Here is a 19,545-nt window from a genome sequence, read left to right on the forward strand (position 1 = left end):
TTGCCTACCTACTTCACTTGGCAGAAATTCACGATTGGAATCAGATTCACTACTTAAGTAGACGGAATTGTCTAGATTTAATGGGTGCGAATCGTTTTTAGAGCTCACTGCATTTTCAGTTGAACCAAACATAACACACCCTTTTTTATTTAGAAATTTCACCAAACTGAATCGCCACTAGTTTGCTATACCAGTATTTATCTAGTTTTAATTAAGTTAAACCTATTTTTTAATTGTTAAATATAAGCTTTTACTGAGTACTATTTTAAATATCAAATGGAAAGTCTGTATTGATGTTTATGAGCCTTATCAGGATTCAATAACTAGAATTAGTCTGATCTAGCAGACTTTATATGACGTTTCAGTGGTAAATCAAATTTATTGTCAATACCAATATTCTTGCTAAGGCAAATTTATTGTCATTAACTCACCCAATTTTAGCTCTCTAAAACTTCACCAATAAGGTAAAATTTGCCTTATGTTACAAACTAGTCAATTCGATTTAAAAGCCCTTTCATTTGTGCATTTGCGCTGTCACAGTGAGTATTCCATTGTGGATGGTATTGTGCGAATTGATGACTATGTAAAGCACGCGCTGAACGACAACATGCCTGCGTTGGCGTTGACAGATTTAAGTAATCTATTTGGTGCGATTAAATTCTATAAGGCCGCTCGTGGCAAAGGTATTAAGCCTATTCTAGGTTGTGATATCTGGCTGGAAAATTCAGCCAATCGCGATCAGCCCTCGCGAATTCTGTTGTTGTGCCAATCGCACGCAGGCTATTTATTGTTATGCCAATTATTGAGTCGCGCCTACCTTAGCAACCAATACCGAGGCCGTGCTGAATTTAAGCGCGAATGGTTTGAAGAAGCAGGGACAGAAGGATTAATTTTATTATCTGGCGCTTTGGCAGGGGAAGTGGGTCTGGCTTGCGCACAGGATAACCAAAAACTTGCACTTCAGTTAGCGTCTGATTGGGAAAGATTGTTTCCAAATCGATTTTATTTAGAAGTGCAACGCGTTGCTAGCACTGCAGATAACGGCGGTTTAAAAACTTTGCAAGAAAACTACATTCAGCAGGTGCGTTCCATTGCAAATGCTTTAAATCTGCCAGTGGTTGCCACCCACCCAATACAATTCACCACCCCCGATGATTTTAGAGCGCATGAGGCGCGTACCTGCATTTCAGAAGGCTATGTGCTGGCCGATACACGTCGCCCGAAAAACTTCACTATGGAGCAATATTTTAAAACCCAAGCTGAAATGGCAGCTTTATTTGCCGACATGCCTGAAGCGCTAACCAATAGTGTGGAAATTGCAAAACGTTGTAATTTAACACTCACACTTGGCAAGAATTATTTACCTAATTTTCCAACGCCGAATAATGAAAGTTTAAACGAATACTTAGTCACAGAAGCTCGTAGAGGCCTCGCAAAACGTTTAGAAGTGCTTTATGCAGAGGAAAGTCTAAGACTCACAAAAAAACCGGCTTACGATGCACGTTTGGACTTTGAAACGAACGTGATCAATCAAATGGGTTTTGCAGGTTACTTTTTAATTGTGGCTGATTTCATTCAGTGGGCAAAGCACAATGGCGTGCCAGTTGGTCCAGGACGCGGTTCGGGTGCTGGTTCTGTAGTGGCTTATAGTTTGGGCATTACCGATTTAGACCCGCTAGAATACAACTTGCTGTTTGAGCGGTTTTTGAACCCTGACCGTGTTTCGATGCCCGATTTTGATATTGATTTTTGCCAAGAGGGGCGAGATCGTGTCATTGATTACGTTAAACAAAAATATGGTTTAGATGCGGTTTCTCAAATCGCCACTTTTGGTACCATGGCGGCAAAGGCTGTGATTCGAGACGTGGGGCGTGTATTAGATTTACCGTTTCATTTTGTAGATGGCATTAGCAAACTGATTCCGATGGAGTTGGGCATTACGCTTTCCGATGCGCTGGTGAAAGAGCCGCAATTGGCCGAGCGCCGTGAGAGTGAAGAGGAACTGCGCGAACTATTAGAATTGGCTTTGAGGTTGGAAGGCTTGACCCGCAATATCGGCATGCATGCTGGAGGCGTATTAATTTCACCCGGTAAAATCTCTGATTTCTCCCCAGTGTATTGTCAGGCGGATGGCGCAAGTTTAGTTAGTCAGTACGATAAAGACGATGTCGAAGCAGTTGGTTTAGTGAAGTTTGACTTTTTAGGCTTACGTACACTGACTATTTTAGAATTGGCGTTGGTGAATGCAAATAAACAGCGTGCTATTGAAAACTTGCCGCCACTCTCGTTTGAAACTTTACCATTGAATGACAAGGCAACTTTCCAACTGCTCAAAACTGCGAATACCACAGCCGTATTCCAGCTCGAGTCTAAAGGCATGAAAGACATGCTCAAGCAAGCGATGCCTGATTGTTTTGAGGATATTATCGCTTTGGTAGCTTTGTATCGCCCGGGCCCGATGGATTTGATTCCAGACTTTTGTCGCCGCAAGCATGGTAAACAACGCGTGGAATACCCACATCCGCTCACGGAGCCTATCTTAAAAGAAACATACGGCATTGCTGTTTACCAAGAGCAGGTAATGCAGATCGCGCAAGTCGTTGCAGGCTACAGCTTAGGTGGAGCTGACTTGCTACGTCGTGCAATGGGTAAAAAGAAGCAAGAAGAAATGGATGCGCAGCGTAAAACCTTTACCGAAGGTGCTATTAAAAATAATATGACGGAGCGGCAGGCGACAGAACTGTTTGATTTGCTGGAGAAGTTTGCTGGCTATGGTTTTAATAAATCACACGCTGCAGCCTATGCGTTGGTTGCGTATCAAACCGCCTATTTAAAAGCCCATTATCCAGCGGCGTTTCTCGCTTCTACCATGTCTGCTGACATGAATAATACCGACAGTGTGCATATCTTTTATGATGATTGTGCACCGAATCAGATTGAAGTCTTGCCACCAGACATCAATCAAAGTGAGTACAAATTTACGCCTGTAAGTAAAACACAAATCTTATATGGCTTGGGCGCAGTAAAAGGGACTGGACAAGCGGCGATTGAGGTGATTCTGCAAGCCCGCAAAAAAGACGGACCATTTAAAGATTTATTCGATTTTTGCAATCGATTAGATTTGCGTAAAGTGAATCGGCGCGTGGTGGAATCATTAATTCGCGCCGGGGCATTTGATCAATTATCACCAAGCCGAAACGCTTTATTGGCAGGAGTATCCATGGCGATGGCGGCAGCAGAGCAAAATAGTGCAAACAGCAATCAAAATAGTTTGTTTGGCGAAATTGCCGATAAAGCGGCAAATATTTTGCCAACCGTGCCAGATTGGTCTGAGCAACAAAGATTGCAGGAAGAAAAAGCTGCACTTGGTTTTTACTTTAGTGGCCATCCTTATTGGGCCTATCAAAAAGATTTGAGCCAGTTTATTTCGACGACGCTTGCAAATTTAACACCGAAAGAACAACCGCAATTGTTAGCGGGGATCGTGTCAGGGGTGCGTATTCGTATGACAGGCCGTGGTAAAATGGCGATTGTTGGTTTGGATGATGGCACGACACGAGTTGAAGTGGTTGTTAACAATGAATTGCTAAATCAGCAGCAAGCTTTTTTAAAAGATGACCAACTAGTAATTATTGAAGGTCGTGTCAGTAATGATGAGTTTTCTGGAGGCGTAAGAGTTAATGCTAGAAAGATTTATGATTTACCAACACTCAGAAACAGTAAAGCCAGTTTCCTAAAGATTTCATGCAATGGCCAAGCGGATGCCGTTAAATTAAAAGAACTGTTAAAACCTTACTGCAAAAACACAGCCGATGAGCAGCGCGGTTGTGCAGTTAAAATTGAATATCATAATAAAACCAGTAAAGTAGAATTAATGTTAGGCAATGACTGGCGTGTTGATTTACATGAAGAACTGATTGCGGGATTAACTGCGTGGTTAAGTCGTGAAAACGTAAAAATCCTATATAATTAAGCATTGTAGGATATAGACTTGTAAGTAAAAGTTACGATTATTAAGTCAGATAGATGAAAACCAATATATGAAAATAAGTTACCTAGACTTTGAACAGCCTATCGCAGAGCTTGAAAGCCAAATTGAAGGTTTGCAAGCTGCGCACGACGCGAATGAAGCGTTAGATATTTCTAAAGAGCTGATTGCATTAGAAAAGAAAAATAAAAAACTGTCGGAAGATATTTACGGCAATTTAAGTGCGTGGCAAATTTCCCAACTAGCGCGTCATCCACAACGTCCTTATACATTAGATTACATTCAAGGCTTGTTTACTGATTTTGAAGAGTTGCATGGTGATCGAGCTTATGCGGATGATCCCGCGATTGTAGGAGGCTTGGCACGGTTTGAAGGTCAGCCTGTGATGGTAATAGGCCATCAAAAAGGCCGCGATGTTAAAGAGCGTCAATACCGTAACTTTGGTATGCCACGACCAGAAGGATATCGTAAGGCACTACGCTTATTCCGTTTGGCAGAAAAATTTGGTATCCCTATCATTACCTTAATTGATACTCCGGGTGCTTATCCTGGCATCGGCGCTGAAGAACGCGGTCAATCAGAGGCCATTGCACGTAATTTATACGTGATGGCGGAACTCAAAACGCCTATTATCGGGGTGATTATTGGTGAGGGGGGCTCAGGCGGAGCATTGGCGCTGGGTGTGGTTGACCAGCTATTGATGTTGCAATACGGCACATATTCTGTTATTTCACCTGAAGGCTGTGCTTCGATTTTGTATAAGAGCGCAGATAAAGCCTCTGTAGCGGCCGAATCGCTTGCAATTACCGCCACGCGCCTCAAAGCTTTGGGTTTGGTTGACCGTATTGTGCCAGAACCCCTTGGTGGTTCGCATCGTGCGCCAGAAGTGGTGATGGAGACACTGCGTGGTGCATTAAAAGAAGAGCTTGCCAAATTAAAACCGAAATCAATTAAATCCTTATTGGTTAGCCGTTATGAGCGCTTAATGGGCTATGGCAAATTTAAAGAAGTCGCAGAAAAGTAACAAGAAGGTTACAGTTTCTGTAACCCATCCTTTAGTTTTACAACTCACTCAATTTTTAAGTAGTCACTTAATGTCCAATCAGCATGTGCTGTTGGCATTAAGTGGCGGCTTAGACTCTAGCGTCTTATTGCATCTACTCACCGCCGTTAAACAAGTAATCCCTTTTGAATTGCATGCATTCCACGTCCATCATGGTTTAAGCAAAAATGCCGATACTTGGGCAGAATTTTGCCAGGCACAATGCCTGCTTGTTAAGGTGCCGCTTCAAATTAATCGTGTTAATGTCGATAAAAACGCCAAATTAGGCATTGAAGCCGCTGCTAGGCAACTGCGATATGATGCTTTACTCAACTATCAGATAAATGGAACTGTGCCAGATTTTATTCTGACCGCACACCATCAAGACGATCAAGCTGAAACGCTGCTTTTACAATTATTCCGAGGCGCAGGTGTTAAAGGCCTGTCTGCAATGGCGACAATAGACACGTCTCGACGCTTGCTGCGCCCATTGCTAGATGTTTCGCGCAAGAGCTTACACGCTTATGCATTGCAGCATAATATTGCGTGGTGTGAAGATGAAAGTAACGATGACACGCAATACGAGCGTAATTTTGTGCGTCATGAAGTAATGCCAATTTTAGAGGCTCGATATGTTTCAGTTAAGCCAGTTCTCGCCAGAACCGCTGCGCATTTAGCAGAAGCGAATGATTTGCTTGATGCTTTGGCGCAGCTTGATGCTAAAAAAATTCTGCAAAAGAATAGCTTGTGTGTGCAAGGATTAAGTGCACTAGACCAGCCTCGCGTTAAGAATCTATTACGCTGGTGGTTCTCGCAAAATCAACTTGCGATGCCTACTTCTGACCATTTAAATGAAATCATTCATCAATTACTCAATGCCAAATCCGATGCAAATATTGATATTCAGCTACAACATCTAAGTTTGAAACGCTATCAACAACGTGCGTACTTGTGTACAGAATATATGGCCAAATCATTTGATATGGTTTGGAATGGAGAGCCGCATTTAAATTTACCCAGTGGTGGTCAATTGCATTTTAGGCAAGTTCTTGGTTCAGGTTTGGCGCTAAAGCATGGCATGACTAAACTAAGAATTACCAAGAGAGCAGGTGGCGAACGCTTTAAACCAGACGCACTCAGACCTACCCGTACACTTAAGCATCTACTGCAAGAAGCAAATATTCCACCATGGCAACGTGAGCATTTACCACTTGTTTACTGGCACGATAACTTGGCTTTTGTGCCGAGTATTGGTGTTGCACATGAGTTGCAAGCGTCTAAGAGTGAGCTAGGTTTAGAGATTACATGGCAAGATTCCGTAATAGAACCACAACTATTTATTTAACATCACTATTAGCTTTGGCCAGATGTTGTTGAGTATCAGTGGTTGTCCCAGTGCATTCGGGTGCAAGCTATCATTTTGAATCAAATGAGGTTTTGCTGCGATATTTTCTAGCATAAACGGTACAAGTGCCACTTGATGCTGCAGACTTAATTGCAAATAGGTTTGATGAAAGGTCTCCGTATACTTAGGGCCATAGTTAGGCGGTATGCGCATGCCAAGCAGTAGCACTTTTACTTTTGCTTTTTTGCAGAGTGATATCATTGCGCTCAGGTTGGCTTTCATTTCTGTTACTGGCAAGCCTCGCAAACCATCGTTAGCACCGAGTTCTAAAATGATGAGGGTGGGCTTTGTTTTGGCGAGCGTATTTTTAAGGCGAGTTAAGCCGCCGCTTGTGGTTTCGCCGCTAATGCTGGCGTTGATGACATCGTAATGATAACCTTGTTGCTGGAGTTTGTTTTGTAATAACACTACCCAGCCTTGTGGCTGGGCTAGGCCATAGGCAGCCGATAAACTATCGCCATAAACTAGGATTTTAGTCTTAGCTAGTGTTTTAGGGTTTTCTGCATTTAATGTTGCAGCGCATGCAACGAAACTGAACCCGAGTAGACTAAACAAAGCTATTGTTGAATGTAGCGCCTTCAAAGCCTGAAGTCCTAAATAAATTTGCTTAGACATTCGACCAACGAACGATTGAAAAATTAATAAAAAGCGGAAAAAAATCAATGCAACAATCTCCTATCATTCAAGCACAACGCCTGACCTATGAATTTATTAGCCATGATAACCATATTCGCGTACTTGAGAATTTAAATTTATCTATTTTTGCTGGTGAGCAAGTGGCGATTATTGGTAGTTCAGGTTCAGGAAAATCAACCTTATTGAGCTTGCTAGCCGGTTTGGACGTGCCAAGTAGTGGTAGCGTTCAAATCCTAAACAAATCATTTAGCAGCTTAGATGAAGATGGCAGGGCGGCGATACGCGCGAGCAGTATGGGGTTTGTCTTTCAGTCATTTCAGTTATTGCCTTCTTTAACAGCCTTAGAGAATGTGATGTTACCACTGCAATTAAAAAATCATCCCCATGCAAAAGAGCTGAGCTCAGGGGCGCTAAATAAAGTTGGATTAAGCGCGCGAGTGCTGCATTATCCTAAACAACTTTCAGGCGGCGAGCAGCAACGTGTAGCAATCGCACGTGCTTTTGCCACGCAGCCTGCCATATTGTTTGCGGATGAACCGACAGGTAATCTTGATAATGCGACTGGGCAAGTGATCATCGAGTTATTGTTCAAAATGAACGCTGAGGCTGGGACCACCTTAGTTTTAGTGACACACGATGCGGTATTGGCGAATCGATGCCAACGCCAGCTTAAATTAGTGAATGGCGTGCTAAATGAAGTGGTGACTGCATGAATTTAAGTGTTCGTTTGGCATGGACGCAAACCCTTAATTTGTGGCGTTCAGGCGCGTTGCGTGTTTTAGTTTTTTCGCTAGTTTTGGCAGTAGCTGCCATTACTTCAACAGGGTTTTTTACGCAACGTGTCGAAACCTCGCTTAACCAGCAAGGCGGATTATTGCTCGGCGGTGACCTTGCGGTATTGTCCGATCATGAAATTCCAGATAGGTTTTTGAAACGTGCTATGAATCAAGGCATAGCAACGGTTAAAACCTACGAGTTTGCCAGTATGGTGGTATTTGGCGAGACAAATCAACTTTCAGAAATCAAGGCGGTTGCCGCAGGTTTTCCGCTTAGAGGTGATTTAACAATCGGTAAAGGCCCAACAGATATAGGTCAGGTGGTGAAAACGACTCCAAACCTAGGCGATGTTTGGCTTGAGCCTAGATTGGCGAATTTACTCAATGTGAAAATTGGCGACAAAGTTGAAGTAGGCGAGCGTCAGTTAGCCGTTAGTGCAATATTAATACGTGAGCCATCACGTGGCGGAGATATGTTTGGTTTTGCACCTCGCTTGATGATGAATGCAGCCGATTTGCCTTCTACCAAACTGATTCAATATGGCAGTCGAGTGAAATACCAACTCTTGCTTGCTTCCAGTCCGCAGAAAGTAAATCAATATTCTGCGCAAACCAAACCAGAATTAGGCCGCGGCGAGAAAATACAAGATGTGCGAAATGCGCGTCCGGAAATTAAATCAGCACTCGAAAAAGCGCAGCAGTTTCTAGGCTTGTCTGCCATGGTCAGTGTGATTTTGGCAATGGCTGCGATGTTGCTTTCCAGCTTGCCCTATATAAAGCAAACTTTGGATGCATTTGCATTAATGCGCTGTTTTGGCGCCTCTAAAAATGTAGTGTTGCAAGTGTTAGCCATACAAACGCTTTTAATTGCATTCTTTAGTGCCTTGTTGGGCGTGGCGTTCGGATATATCGGCCAGTTGGGGTTAGCAAAGTTAGCAGGTAGTTTGTTTTTAGAAGCGCTGCCACCCGCTTCTGCCATGCCTGTGTTGCTTGGCATCATCACCAGCGTTGCAATGATGTTTGCCGTGGTATTGCCGCACGCCTGGCAAATGCGCAATCTCACGGCGATGAACATTCTGCGACGCGACACGCTGACACAGCCAGTTTCTGCTCAAGCTAAATTTCTGCCTGCTATCGTGGTGATGGTTGCAATGATTTTTTGGCAAGCGCGTGACATCAAGTTGGCTTACTCCACAATCCTTGCCTTATCACTACTCTGCATAGCTATTGTTGGTATTTCGTATCTTCTGGTAGGTTTAGCGTATCGATTATTCAATTTATCAACACAAAGACCCATGCTCAATGATATTAAGATAGGCGTACTTGGTCTTAAGCGTCGCTTTGGCTTGTCTACCTTGCAGATGATAGGTTTCAGTATGGGACTTATGGTGCTGATGTTGTTAGCCTTGATTCGCGGCGATTTGATACGAAACTGGCAGGCCTCGCTGCCTGCTGATGCGCCCAATCGGTTTGTCATTAATATTCAACCTGCGCAAATTGCGGGGGTTAAGCAATTTTTTGAGCAACAACACATTAAGGGGGGCACGATTTTTCCGATGGTACGAGGCCGTTTGATTCGTCAAAATGGCAAAGATCTCGGCAAAACGCAGTGGCAAGATGAGCGTGCTAAACGCCTAGCAGAACGTGACTTCAACTTATCGTGGGCGGCACAAATGCAAAGTGACAATAAGTTATTGTCAGGCCGTTGGTGGACATCACAGGAATATGGCAAGCCTTATTTGTCAATTGAGCAAGATTTAGCCAAGACCTTAGGCATAAAACTAGGCGATCAATTGGATTTTGATGTGGCAGGAACGCCACTTACGCTGACCGTCACCAGCCTTAGAAAAGTTGAGTGGGACACCATGCGCGCTAACTTTTTTGCAGTGGCACCGCCGGGCGTGTTGGAGGGTTTTTCTGCCAATTATATTAGTAGCTTTCATTTGCCTTTAGGGGCTGATGCCCCGATGAATCAACTGATTCGCACTTATCCGAACTTGACCGTGATTGACGTTGCAGCACTGATGCAGCAAGTGCGCGGTATTATGCAAAAAATGAGCAGTGCCATTGAGTATGTGTTTATTTTCAGCTTAATCGCGGGGATGGCCGTGCTCTACTCAGCCTTAGTAGCTACTCGGCAAGAGCGTGTAACGGAAGCGACGCTGATGCGCGTATTTGGCGCTTCTCGGTGGCAGGTGAGTGTAGCTTATATTAGCGAGTTCGCTAGTATTGGCATAATCGCTGCAGTCGTCGCTACGGTGGCGGCTAATCTTCTGGCGTATTATCTTAGTGCGTATGTGTTGGATATTCCGTTTCAATTTAACCTGACATTAGCCCTGAGTGCTATGTTGGGCGCTGCGATTCTAATTCCGCTGGCGGCTTGGTTAGTACTGCGTGGGTTTTTGAATGTAGCTCCGAGACAGTTGTTGAATAGTATTTAAATAATTTCTCTATTTAATCACACATTAAATTAACAACTACGCTTATTCTGCAATGACGCCGAAATGCCTCACATGTTATGATTGAGGCAATCAAAAACTGGAAGAATGTCATGCAAATTGGTACCCCATTAAGTCCAAGCGCCACACGTGTTATGTTGCTTGGGAGCGGCGAATTAGGTAAAGAAGTTATTATTGCGCTGCAGCGCTTAGGTGTAGAAGTCATCGCAGTAGACCGTTATAAAAATGCACCAGGTCATCAAGTAGCGCATCGTGCCTACACCATCGACATGACGAATGATAAGGCTTTGCGTGAGTTAATCGCGCAAGAAAAGCCCCATCTAATCGTGCCTGAGATTGAAGCACTAAATACCAACACGCTTGCGGATATTGAATCTGCAGGTATCGCAATAGTAATTCCAACGGTTAAGGCGGTACAACTCACCATGAATCGTGAGGGCATTCGCAGGCTGGCGGCGGAAGAACTTAAACTACCAACCTCACCTTATGCTTTTGCGCGTAGCGAAGCTGAACTGCAAGCCGCCATTGATTCAGGAATAGGCTACCCATGCTTCATTAAACCTACCATGTCGTCGTCTGGTAAAGGGCAATCTCGCATCACTAATGCAAGCGAAGTTAAAACGGCGTGGAATTACGCAGCCTCTGGCGGTAGGGTGAATCAAGGTGTGGTGATTGCAGAAGGTCAGATTGATTTTGATTACGAAATCACTTTGCTCACGGTACGAGCAAAAAATGCCCAAGCTGAAGTGCAAACCTATTTCTGTGAGCCTATCGGCCACGTGCAGAAAAATGGCGATTACGTTGAAAGCTGGCAACCACAGGCAATGACTACAGGCGCATTGCAAGAATCTAAACGTATCGCAAAGGCTGTAACTGATAGCTTGGGTGGCCTTGGTCTATTCGGTGTGGAATTGTTTATCAAGGGCGATAAGGTCTGGTTCAGTGAAGTTAGCCCGCGTCCGCATGATACCGGCATGGTGACCATGGCCAGCCAGCGCTTTAGTGAATTTGATTTACATGCTCGCGCCATTTTAGGTTTGCCTGTCGATGTGAACTTACGCGAACCAGGTGCGAGTGCGGTAATTTACGGCCAGCACGAAACCAAGAGCCTGGTGTTTGATGGTGTTGAAGCCGCATTGGCTGTGCCTAGTAGCGATATTCGTCTATTCGGCAAGCCAGAATCTTTTGTTAAAAGACGTATGGGGGTGGCTTTGGCAACGGGTTCTAATACCGACGAAGCACGAAGCCGAGCACAGTTAGCCGCCAGTCTAGTAAAACCTAAAGTCGCCTAAACAAATAAAAGTCAGATTGAAACAACAGACATGCTGAATAAAGTAGAAGAAGCGGGCGCGAGTAAAACTACGTTTTTTGAATTGCTAGGCGGCGAAGCGAAAGGCACAGAAAACATCCGTAAATTGGTGGAAGCATTTTACGATGTGATGGACAGTGACCCTAAAGCCGCACCCATTCGGGCCATGCATCAAACTGATTTAACCTCGGCACGAGAGAAACTGTTTATGTTCCTCACTGGTTGGACCGGTGGCCCACAGTTATATATTGAACGCTACGGCCACCCCATGTTGCGTAAACGACACCTACCCTTTGCAATTGATGAATCCGCACGCGACCAGTGGATGTACTGCATGATTAAAGCCATGCATCAATTAGCTTATGATGAACTGCTGATGAAGCGGTTGGCAGAACAGCTTTACGGTGTGGCTGATTTCATGCGCAATCAGTAAATTTTAGTATTTACTTAGTTGGTTCTTAACCACTCAATAACAACTTCAGCATTTTTGTCTGGTGGGAATACTGGATAAAACACTTTGACTATGTGATTTTTATCAATAATCATCGTTAAGCGTTTATAGAGTTCAAGTTCTCCCACATTAAATACAGGCAGACCAAGTAGATATTTAAGTTGTAATTGACTATCGCTTAATAACTCAAATGGCAGATGTAAGCGCAACTTGGCTTCAAGTTGATACTCTGTGGTTTGTGAACTAACCCCATAAATATTCGTGTTTAATAATTTTAATTCAGCAAAATAATCTCTGAAACTGCATGACTGTGGTGTACAGCCTCGTGCGCCAGGGATAGTGTCCCAATCATCAGGTAGCGCAACATTAGGCTGCCCTGTCATTGGGTAAAAGTAAAGGACAGATTTGCCAGTCAAGTTGTCAATATTGATAAAACTGCCATCCGTTGATCTTAACTGTATGCTAGGTAGACACAGCCCTTCTATGTGTTTAGCAGCCCCATCATCTATTGGTGTAGGTAGGTTACTTGGTAATCCTGAAAGGTTCAAAATTTAGGTATTCTGAATCACAATATTAGGAAACTTACCGCTGTGATCTAAGCTGGCATTGGCAATCTTTATGGCTGCTTTACGGGCTATTTCTTTATAAATACCTGATATTTTAGAGTCTGGAGTTGCTATCACCGTGGGTTTTCCACTATCCGCTTGCTCGCGGATGCTAATGTTTAGAGGCAAACTACCGAGTAAATCTACATTGTAATCTTTACACATCAGCGCGCCACCACCTGCGCCAAAAATATGCTCTTCATGTCCACACTGGCTACAAATGTGCGTACTCATGTTTTCTACAATGCCTAAAATAGGAATGCCAACTTTCTCGAACATTTTTAAACCCTTGCGTGCGTCGAGTAAGGCAATATCTTGTGGTGTAGTAACAATAATGGCGCCAGTAACAGGAATTTTTTGTGCAAGTGTCAGTTGAATGTCGCCCGTGCCTGGCGGTAAGTCGATGATCAGGTAATCCAAATCGCGCCATTTTGTTTCGCGCAATAATTGTTCTAGTGCACCCGTTACCATAGGTCCGCGCCAAACCATCGGCGTGTCAGCGTCAATTAAAAAGCCAATTGACATGGCTTGAATGCCATGTGCCTGCATTGGGTCCATAGTTTTACCATCGGTGCTTTCTGGGCGACCATGAATGCCTAGCATTTGCGGCTGGCTAGGGCCGTAAATGTCGGCGTCTAGTAGGCCTACTGTTGCGCCTTCAGCAGCTAATGCCAAAGCTAAGTTAACCGATGTCGTTGACTTACCTACACCGCCTTTACCCGAAGCCACTGCAATGATATTTTTCACATTTGGCAACAAAGTCACGCCTTGTTGGGCTTTATGTGCCACGATGCGGCTGCCAATGTTCACGGTCACATTGGCAACGTCGGGCAAGTCTTTGAGCGCATTATTCACTAGTGTTTTTACGTCTGACATCACAGATTTTGCTGGATAACCGAGCACAATATCAACACTCACATCATTGCCGTTAATTTGAATGTTTTTCGCAGACTTGCTGCTTATGAAATCTTTACCGGTATTTGGGTCTATGCAAACCTTTAGTGTGCTTTGGATGAGTAATTCTGAAATTGCCATGCCGAAATTCCTGATTAAAAATAAATAGTGTTACTTGAGTAAAAAGATAAGGTATTTTAACCGATTGTATGCGTAATTGTCAGATTGATTCTAGCGTTTAAAATTCAATTTTGCCTAAACCTATCACTTGTTGGAATGTGGATTCTCGGTTCATTTCGCACAAATCAACAATCAGCGCTGGGTTAAGCCTGCGTCATTTGCTAGAATAGCGATTTAGCTTAATAGATCCATTTATCTCATGGCAACTGCAAATACTCCTCGTAAAATTCTCGTTACCTCTGCGCTTCCGTATGCAAATGGCAGCATCCATTTAGGTCATTTGGTGGAATATATTCAAACTGATATTTGGGTGCGTTATCAAAAAATGCAAGGAAATATCGTGCATTATGTTTGTGCGGATGACACGCACGGAACGCCGATTATGTTACGCGCAGAAAAAGAAGGCATCACTCCAGAAGCTTTGATTGACGGTGTTCATAAGGAGCATTTGGCCGATTTTAGCGAATTCCTGGTTGCGTTTGATAATTACCATTCAACCAATGCGCCTGAAAATAAGGAGTTGTCGGAAAGTATTTATAAAAAATTAAAAGCTAACGGAAAAATCGCCACAAAAACCATAGAACAGTTCTACGATCCAGTTAAAAACATGTTTTTGCCAGACCGTTTTATTAAGGGTGAGTGTCCAAAATGTCATGCAAAAGACCAATATGGCGATTCGTGCGAAGTCTGTGGCGCAACTTATAACCCAACAGAGTTGATTAATGCTTATTCGGCCGTTTCAGGGGCAGCACCAATACGCAAAGAAACAGAACATTACTTTTTCAAACTTTCAGAATGTGAGCAGTTTCTAAAAGATTGGACACGTTCAGGCACGCTTCAGGGTGAAGCAGCCAACAAAATGGGTGAGTGGTTTGAAAATGGTTTGAATGACTGGGATATTTCCCGTGATGCGCCATATTTTGGTTTTGAAATTCCAGATGCCCCAGGAAAATACTTCTATGTGTGGCTAGATGCACCTATCGGCTATATGGCGAGTTTCAAAAACCTTTGCCAAGCTAAAGGTCTGGATTTTGATGAATATTGGTCTAATGACAGCAAAACAGAGCTCTATCATTTTATCGGTAAAGATATTCTGTATTTCCATGCGTTATTCTGGCCGGCAACGCTAGAGTTCAGCGGACACCGTAAACCTACACAAATTTTTGCGCATGGCTTTTTAACCGTCAACGGCGAGAAAATGAGTAAGTCGCGGGGTACCTTTATAACGGCTCGTAGCTATTTAGACCACGTTAAAAATCCAGAGTATTTGCGTTATTACTATGCAGCAAAAATTAATAGCACCATGGAAGACATTGATTTAAGTTTGGATGATTTTGTAGCGCGTGTGAATAGCGATTTAGTAGGAAAATACATCAATATTGCCAGTCGTACGGCTGGCTTTATTAATAAACGCTTTGATGGAAAATTAGCGCCCTCAGTCAATAATGTGGTAGTTAATGAAATTAAATTATCTGCGCAGACCATCGCTGAAAATTATGAGATTCGCGAGTATGGTAAGGCCTTGCGCGAAATTATGCGCTTGGCAGACGCTGCTAATGGTTTTGTCGCAGAAAAAGCGCCTTGGGTAATCGCCAAGCAAGCAGGGCAAGATGCGGTTTTGCAGCAGGTTTGCTCAGATGCCCTTGAAATGTTTCGCTTGTTGACTTTGTACCTTAAGCCTGTCTTGCCTAAACTGGCTGAAAATATTGAAAAATTTCTTAATATAGCTTCCTTATCATGGAATAGTGTAGATAGTTCACTGGTGCAGGATCACACTATTAATGCCTATGAGCACTTGATTACACGTATCGACCCAAAACTCATTGAAACGATGACAGAAGCAAATAAGGAAAACTTACAAGCCACAGCAGCCCCACAAGCGCATTCGGAACAGCACCATGCAGCACATCAGCAAAATGAAGCCAATGCAGAAATCGCGGAGGCCGAATACATCAGCATTGATGATTTCACTAAAGTAGATTTACGTATCGCTAAAATCGTTAGTGCTGAACACGTGGAAGGTGCGGAAAAATTACTTAAATTAACGCTTGATATTGGTGAAGATAAGCCTAGACAAGTATTCGCTGGTATTAAATCGGCATATGACCCTGCAACATTGATTGGACGACTAACAGTCATGGTGGCTAATTTGGCGCCACGTAAAATGAAATTTGGTTTGAGTGAAGGTATGGTGTTGGCTGCAAGTGATGAACAGGGAGGCCCCTTCATTTTGAGTCCAGATGCAGGTGCAACGTTAGGCATGCGCGTTAAATAATGATATGATGCTTAAAAAGTTAGGCGTGGGAAAAATTCACACGAGTTCATGATTAAATGTCATTCAGGTGAATACATAAGTGCCTGCTTAACTTTTGTTTAGTAGTTTTATGCTAAATAACAATTTTTGCCTTAGAAAAGGAAATGTAAATGAAATTTATAAAAATTCAATTATTGCTAGCACTATTGTTTTCTGGCCAAGTAATGGCAGATGATAGCAATGTTAAAACTATATTAGGTGGTGGCTTAGGTGCCGCTGCGGGTACTGCAATTGGCGGTGTCGTTGGCGGTAGCACGGGAGAAGTTGTTGGTGGTGCGGTCGGTGGTGGTTTGGGTGGTGCCGTTACTACAAAAGGAGAAGGTCAAACGGGAGCTGTTATCGGTGGTGCTGTTGGCGGGGGTGGCGGTGCTTACGTGGGCCGTAAGGTGACTGGAAGTAAAACGGGAGCAATTGTTGGTGCGGGTGCAGGCGGTGCTGGTGGGGCTGTAATTGGCAAGGTCATTGCCGAGCCAGATCGATACTCCAATCGAAATTATGACAATCGTCGATACAACAAACATAAAAAACATAAAAGACATAAGCGCCACCATGATCAACACGATGATTAATACCTAGTACAGATATGCTATTCAAAGTAGCCTAAAAAAAACAAAAAGCCCCGAACAGGGGCTTTTTGTTTTAGTAATGTCGCTAACGGATTATTTTTTAGCGGCTTCTTTTCTAGCTTTTTCTGCGGCTTCTTTATCTGCTTTAGCTTTTGCTTTTTCAGCCTTTGCTGCCTCTTTGGCTGCTTTTTTATCTGCTTTTTCTTTCTCTTTAGCTGCTTTTTTCTCCGCTTTTTCAGCTTCTTTAGCCGCTTTTTTATCTGCTTTTTCTTGCTCTTTCGCAGCAGATTTGTCTTCTACTTTTTCTGACTTCTTAGCATCTTTATCTTTCGTTGATTTTTCTGCTTTTGCTGGTTTGTCGGTAGTCACGGCCGCTTTGTCAGTTTTTTCTGCTTTTTCCTTGGCTGGCTTAGCCTCTTTTGTTGATTTGCTATCTGTTGATTTGGCAACTGCAGTTGTAGCGCCATTTACTGAGATGTCTTTACGTACGTTTTGCAGTGTTACTGGACCAACGCCTTCGACTTTTTCTAAATCATCAATCGATTTGAAATTACCATTTTTTTTGCGGTAATCGATAATTGCTTGTGCTTTTACTGGTCCAATGCCATCTAGGCTTTCAAGTTCCGCTTGGCTGGCGGTATTGATATTTACACCGGCTAGCGCGCTTAAGCTAAAGCTTAAAAAGGTTAGTAAAGCTAATAACATTTTTTTCATTTTTATTTCTCCGTAAGATAAGTAAATTAAGTTAAGTTAAGTTAATTAAGATGCAATTAGTAAATCTAAACACGGTAATAAATCATTATTCAACAAATTTGAATTAATGCTAAATCATAGCTTATAAAGTAACCATTATACAAATAGCAGTAATTTATAATGCTATAACAAAATCATCTTATGTTTTTGCAGAAATACATTCGTTATAGATGGCTTCTAATGCTTTTTGTGGATTCTCGGCTTGAGTAATTGGCCGACCTATTACTAAATAACTCGATCCATTTTTAAGTGCATCCGCTGGCGTGACAACGCGTGACTGATCGTCTTGGTTGACATTTGCAGGGCGTATACCGGGAGTTACTAAGCAGAAATCATCACCGAACTGTAAACGCAACATATTTGCTTCAAGCGCAGAGCAAACTACGCCATCTAAACCTGCCAGTTTCGTTAATTTGGCAAGATTGAGTACATGCGTCGTTAACTCTGTTTGAATGCCAATTTGATTTAGGCTATGTTGATTCATGCTGGTTAGAACGGTGACCGCAATGAGTAGTGGTTTGGAATTGGTATTTTGAATGGCTTGCTGTGCAGCCTGCATCATTTCTAAGCCGCCGCTCGCATGAACGTTTAGCATCCAAACACCTAGATTGCTGGCCGCCGAACAAGCTTTTGCGACAGTATTAGGAATGTCATGGAATTTTAAATCTAAAAAAACACCAAAATTGGCATGAGTCAACTGCTCAACAAACTTCGGACCTGTGCTGGTAAAGAGTTCTTTACCAACTTTCACTCGACAGAGTGATGGATCAAGTTGATTGACTAAGTTGAGTGCGCTTGCTGCGTCTTGATAATCTAGTGCAACAATAATTTTTTGGTCGTTTTTCATGGTGATTAATTTTTATTAGATTGCACTGGGTTCGGCAGGTAACGCTTCCCACGCGTTGCAAGCCGGACATTGCCAATGGTGGTATTTGGCTTTAAAACCGCATTGTTCGCAGTGGTAGGCTGTTTTATTGCCAATGGCATGCCGAACAGTTTGTTGCATTAATTGAAGGTCGTTAAATTGAATGTCTTTAAAAGTAGTATTTTCTGCTTGGTCAGTTTGTTGCTTAATTGCAATCGTTCTGGCCTGCAAAAGTTGATCTAAAACACTTAAACTAGGCATTTTAATAAGCTCAGTACGCGCTAATATGGCTGCACTTTCAGGCCCATTTTCTGCTAATGTAGCTTCATAAAGTACATTAATCAGTGTGGGTAATTTATAATTTTGCAAATAGGACTGCAGAAGTGCTAAACCTTCTGCTGTTTGTTTAATTGCGCGAAAGCTAGCAAGCAATTTAGGTGCAATTAAGCCTAAATATTCGGGTTGTTGAAATTCGATTCTGCGCCAAGTTGAAATAGCTTCTTTATGGGCATCGGCTTCGGCTTCCATATCACCCAAAAGCACGTTTGCGCGCACACAATTTTTATTTGCATTTAGCGCCTGATCCAGTTCGAATCTGGCGGTATGTGTGTCATTGGCAAGTTTTGATTTGATCGCCATTTCGCAATAGTAATGTGAAATTTCAATACGAAATGGTACGCCTGAGAGTCTTTCCAACTCCGTTGCAGCTTTAATTGCCCGTTCCCATTCGCGTTCACGCACGTAGATTTCAAGCAGCGCACGCAAGGCAGGTTGGCGATACCGATCATCATTGAGTGACTCAAAGAGTTCCTCTGCGCGGTCAAGCAGCCCCGCTTTTAGGTAATCTTGTGCAAGTTCAGCGGTAACCGCTAATTTTTGTTGCGGTTCGAGTTCCTTTTTTTCGAGTAAATTCAGGTGTAAGTGAATGGCTCGGTCAACTTCGCCACGTTTTCTAAATAAACTGCCTAATGCAAAATGTAATTCGAGTGAGTCGGTATTTGCTTGTACCGCCTCGGTAAAGGCTTCAATAGCTTTGTCCTGTTGATTGGTAATCAGGAAATTTAAGCCTTTAAAATAGGCTGCAGGTAATGCGGTGGATTCCGCTAACAATTGCTTAAGGTCAACTCTAGCTGCCAGCCAGCCAAGGCTGAAAAATAGCGGTAGTGCTAATAACCACCAAAATTCAAATTCCATGTAGATTCACTTTATTGATATTTTATTGTGGAAAATATTTAATGGAGACATGCTTGATTAGGTATTAAAGACATGATGTATTCCACAACTGTAATTTTAGCTTAAATT

The 19,545-nt window shown here is 42.9% G+C and carries 15 protein-coding genes; 9 read left to right on the top strand and 6 right to left on the bottom strand.

Annotated features, from left to right (window positions below; genetic code table 11):
- The first annotated feature begins 478 nt into the window (after positions 1 to 478).
- From dnaE to tilS, 3 genes are all read left to right on the top strand, one after another.
- Positions 479 to 3,973, top strand: a complete 3,495-nt coding sequence (dnaE, locus tag HOO90_RS03530; RefSeq protein WP_292839524.1) for a DNA polymerase III subunit alpha — start codon at positions 479 to 481, stop codon at positions 3,971 to 3,973.
- Between the two features lie 67 nt (positions 3,974 to 4,040).
- Entirely contained in the window at positions 4,041 to 5,012 is a 972-nt protein-coding gene (locus tag HOO90_RS03535; RefSeq protein WP_292839526.1) for an acetyl-CoA carboxylase carboxyltransferase subunit alpha, read from the top strand.
- Positions 4,981 to 6,375, top strand: a complete 1,395-nt coding sequence (gene tilS / locus HOO90_RS03540) for a tRNA lysidine(34) synthetase TilS (RefSeq protein WP_292839528.1) — start codon at positions 4,981 to 4,983, stop codon at positions 6,373 to 6,375. The genes HOO90_RS03535 and tilS overlap by 32 nt, the downstream gene beginning before the upstream one ends.
- Here the strand turns inward: tilS and HOO90_RS03545 are convergent.
- Positions 6,364 to 7,050, bottom strand: a complete 687-nt coding sequence (locus HOO90_RS03545; RefSeq protein ID WP_292839529.1) for an arylesterase — start codon at positions 7,048 to 7,050, stop codon at positions 6,364 to 6,366. The genes tilS and HOO90_RS03545 overlap by 12 nt on opposite strands.
- 47 nt (positions 7,051 to 7,097) lie before the next feature.
- Here HOO90_RS03545 and HOO90_RS03550 point away from each other — a divergent pair, with 47 nt between their 5' ends.
- From HOO90_RS03550 to HOO90_RS03565, 4 genes are all read left to right on the top strand, one after another.
- On the top strand, positions 7,098 to 7,784 hold the full coding sequence (locus tag HOO90_RS03550; RefSeq protein ID WP_292839531.1) for an ATP-binding cassette domain-containing protein: 687 nt from the start codon (positions 7,098 to 7,100) through the stop codon (positions 7,782 to 7,784).
- Complete coding sequence (locus HOO90_RS03555) at positions 7,781 to 10,288, top strand: FtsX-like permease family protein (RefSeq protein ID WP_292839533.1); 2,508 nt, start codon at positions 7,781 to 7,783, stop codon at positions 10,286 to 10,288. Before HOO90_RS03550 ends, HOO90_RS03555 begins: the two co-directional genes overlap by 4 nt.
- A 110-nt stretch (positions 10,289 to 10,398) precedes the next feature.
- A complete protein-coding gene (gene purT, locus HOO90_RS03560) occupies positions 10,399 to 11,598 on the top strand; it encodes a formate-dependent phosphoribosylglycinamide formyltransferase (protein WP_292839535.1) in 1,200 nt (399 codons plus the stop codon).
- 30 nt (positions 11,599 to 11,628) lie between these two features.
- Positions 11,629 to 12,048, top strand: coding sequence for a group II truncated hemoglobin (locus HOO90_RS03565; protein ID WP_292839537.1), 420 nt, complete (start codon positions 11,629 to 11,631; stop codon positions 12,046 to 12,048).
- 14 nt (positions 12,049 to 12,062) lie between these two features.
- On the opposite strand, the gene HOO90_RS03570 is transcribed toward HOO90_RS03565, so the two are convergent.
- On the bottom strand, positions 12,063 to 12,614 hold the full coding sequence (locus HOO90_RS03570) for a peroxiredoxin (protein ID WP_292839539.1): 552 nt from the start codon (positions 12,612 to 12,614) through the stop codon (positions 12,063 to 12,065).
- 3 nt (positions 12,615 to 12,617) lie between these two features.
- Positions 12,618 to 13,706 (bottom strand): iron-sulfur cluster carrier protein ApbC, encoded by a 1,089-nt coding sequence (gene apbC / locus HOO90_RS03575; protein ID WP_292839541.1) that lies wholly within the window; start codon positions 13,704 to 13,706, stop codon positions 12,618 to 12,620.
- Between the two features lie 238 nt (positions 13,707 to 13,944).
- Between apbC and metG the strand changes: the two genes are divergently transcribed.
- On the top strand, positions 13,945 to 16,020 hold the full coding sequence (metG, locus tag HOO90_RS03580; protein WP_292839543.1) for a methionine--tRNA ligase: 2,076 nt from the start codon (positions 13,945 to 13,947) through the stop codon (positions 16,018 to 16,020).
- Positions 16,021 to 16,169: 149 nt separating this feature from the next.
- Positions 16,170 to 16,628, top strand: coding sequence for a hypothetical protein (locus tag HOO90_RS03585; RefSeq protein ID WP_292839545.1), 459 nt, complete (start codon positions 16,170 to 16,172; stop codon positions 16,626 to 16,628).
- 90 nt (positions 16,629 to 16,718) lie between these two features.
- On the opposite strand, the gene HOO90_RS03590 is transcribed toward HOO90_RS03585, so the two are convergent.
- The 3 genes from HOO90_RS03590 to lapB form a co-directional block, all read right to left on the bottom strand.
- Positions 16,719 to 17,339: a helix-hairpin-helix domain-containing protein gene (locus tag HOO90_RS03590; protein WP_292839547.1), complete on the bottom strand. Its 621-nt coding sequence runs from the start codon at positions 17,337 to 17,339 to the stop codon at positions 16,719 to 16,721.
- Between the two features lie 178 nt (positions 17,340 to 17,517).
- Positions 17,518 to 18,225, bottom strand: a complete 708-nt coding sequence (gene pyrF, locus HOO90_RS03595; RefSeq protein ID WP_292839548.1) for an orotidine-5'-phosphate decarboxylase — start codon at positions 18,223 to 18,225, stop codon at positions 17,518 to 17,520.
- A gap of 15 nt (positions 18,226 to 18,240) precedes the next feature.
- Positions 18,241 to 19,437, bottom strand: coding sequence for a lipopolysaccharide assembly protein LapB (gene lapB / locus HOO90_RS03600; RefSeq protein WP_292839550.1), 1,197 nt, complete (start codon positions 19,435 to 19,437; stop codon positions 18,241 to 18,243).
- Positions 19,438 to 19,545 lie beyond the last annotated feature (108 nt).

This window comes from Methylotenera sp., from assembly GCF_013141425.1.
GTDB lineage: Bacteria > Pseudomonadota > Gammaproteobacteria > Burkholderiales > Methylophilaceae > Methylotenera.

Excerpts from the sequence above, each read along its gene's own strand:
- dnaE (WP_292839524.1), top strand. The coding sequence starts at position 479 with ATGTTACAAACTAGTCAATTCGATTTAAAAGCCCTTTCATTTGTGCAT.
- HOO90_RS03535 (WP_292839526.1), top strand. The coding sequence starts at position 4,041 with ATGAAAATAAGTTACCTAGACTTTGAACAGCCTATCGCAGAGCTTGAA.
- tilS (WP_292839528.1), top strand. The coding sequence starts at position 4,981 with ATGGCAAATTTAAAGAAGTCGCAGAAAAGTAACAAGAAGGTTACAGTT.
- HOO90_RS03545 (WP_292839529.1), bottom strand. The coding sequence starts at position 7,050 with ATGTCTAAGCAAATTTATTTAGGACTTCAGGCTTTGAAGGCGCTACAT.
- HOO90_RS03550 (WP_292839531.1), top strand. The coding sequence starts at position 7,098 with ATGCAACAATCTCCTATCATTCAAGCACAACGCCTGACCTATGAATTT.
- HOO90_RS03555 (WP_292839533.1), top strand. The coding sequence starts at position 7,781 with ATGAATTTAAGTGTTCGTTTGGCATGGACGCAAACCCTTAATTTGTGG.
- purT (WP_292839535.1), top strand. The coding sequence starts at position 10,399 with ATGCAAATTGGTACCCCATTAAGTCCAAGCGCCACACGTGTTATGTTG.
- HOO90_RS03565 (WP_292839537.1), top strand. The coding sequence starts at position 11,629 with ATGCTGAATAAAGTAGAAGAAGCGGGCGCGAGTAAAACTACGTTTTTT.
- apbC (WP_292839541.1), bottom strand. The coding sequence starts at position 13,706 with ATGGCAATTTCAGAATTACTCATCCAAAGCACACTAAAGGTTTGCATA.
- metG (WP_292839543.1), top strand. The coding sequence starts at position 13,945 with ATGGCAACTGCAAATACTCCTCGTAAAATTCTCGTTACCTCTGCGCTT.
- HOO90_RS03585 (WP_292839545.1), top strand. The coding sequence starts at position 16,170 with ATGAAATTTATAAAAATTCAATTATTGCTAGCACTATTGTTTTCTGGC.
- HOO90_RS03590 (WP_292839547.1), bottom strand. The coding sequence starts at position 17,339 with ATGAAAAAAATGTTATTAGCTTTACTAACCTTTTTAAGCTTTAGCTTA.
- pyrF (WP_292839548.1), bottom strand. The coding sequence starts at position 18,225 with ATGAAAAACGACCAAAAAATTATTGTTGCACTAGATTATCAAGACGCA.
- lapB (WP_292839550.1), bottom strand. The coding sequence starts at position 19,437 with ATGGAATTTGAATTTTGGTGGTTATTAGCACTACCGCTATTTTTCAGC.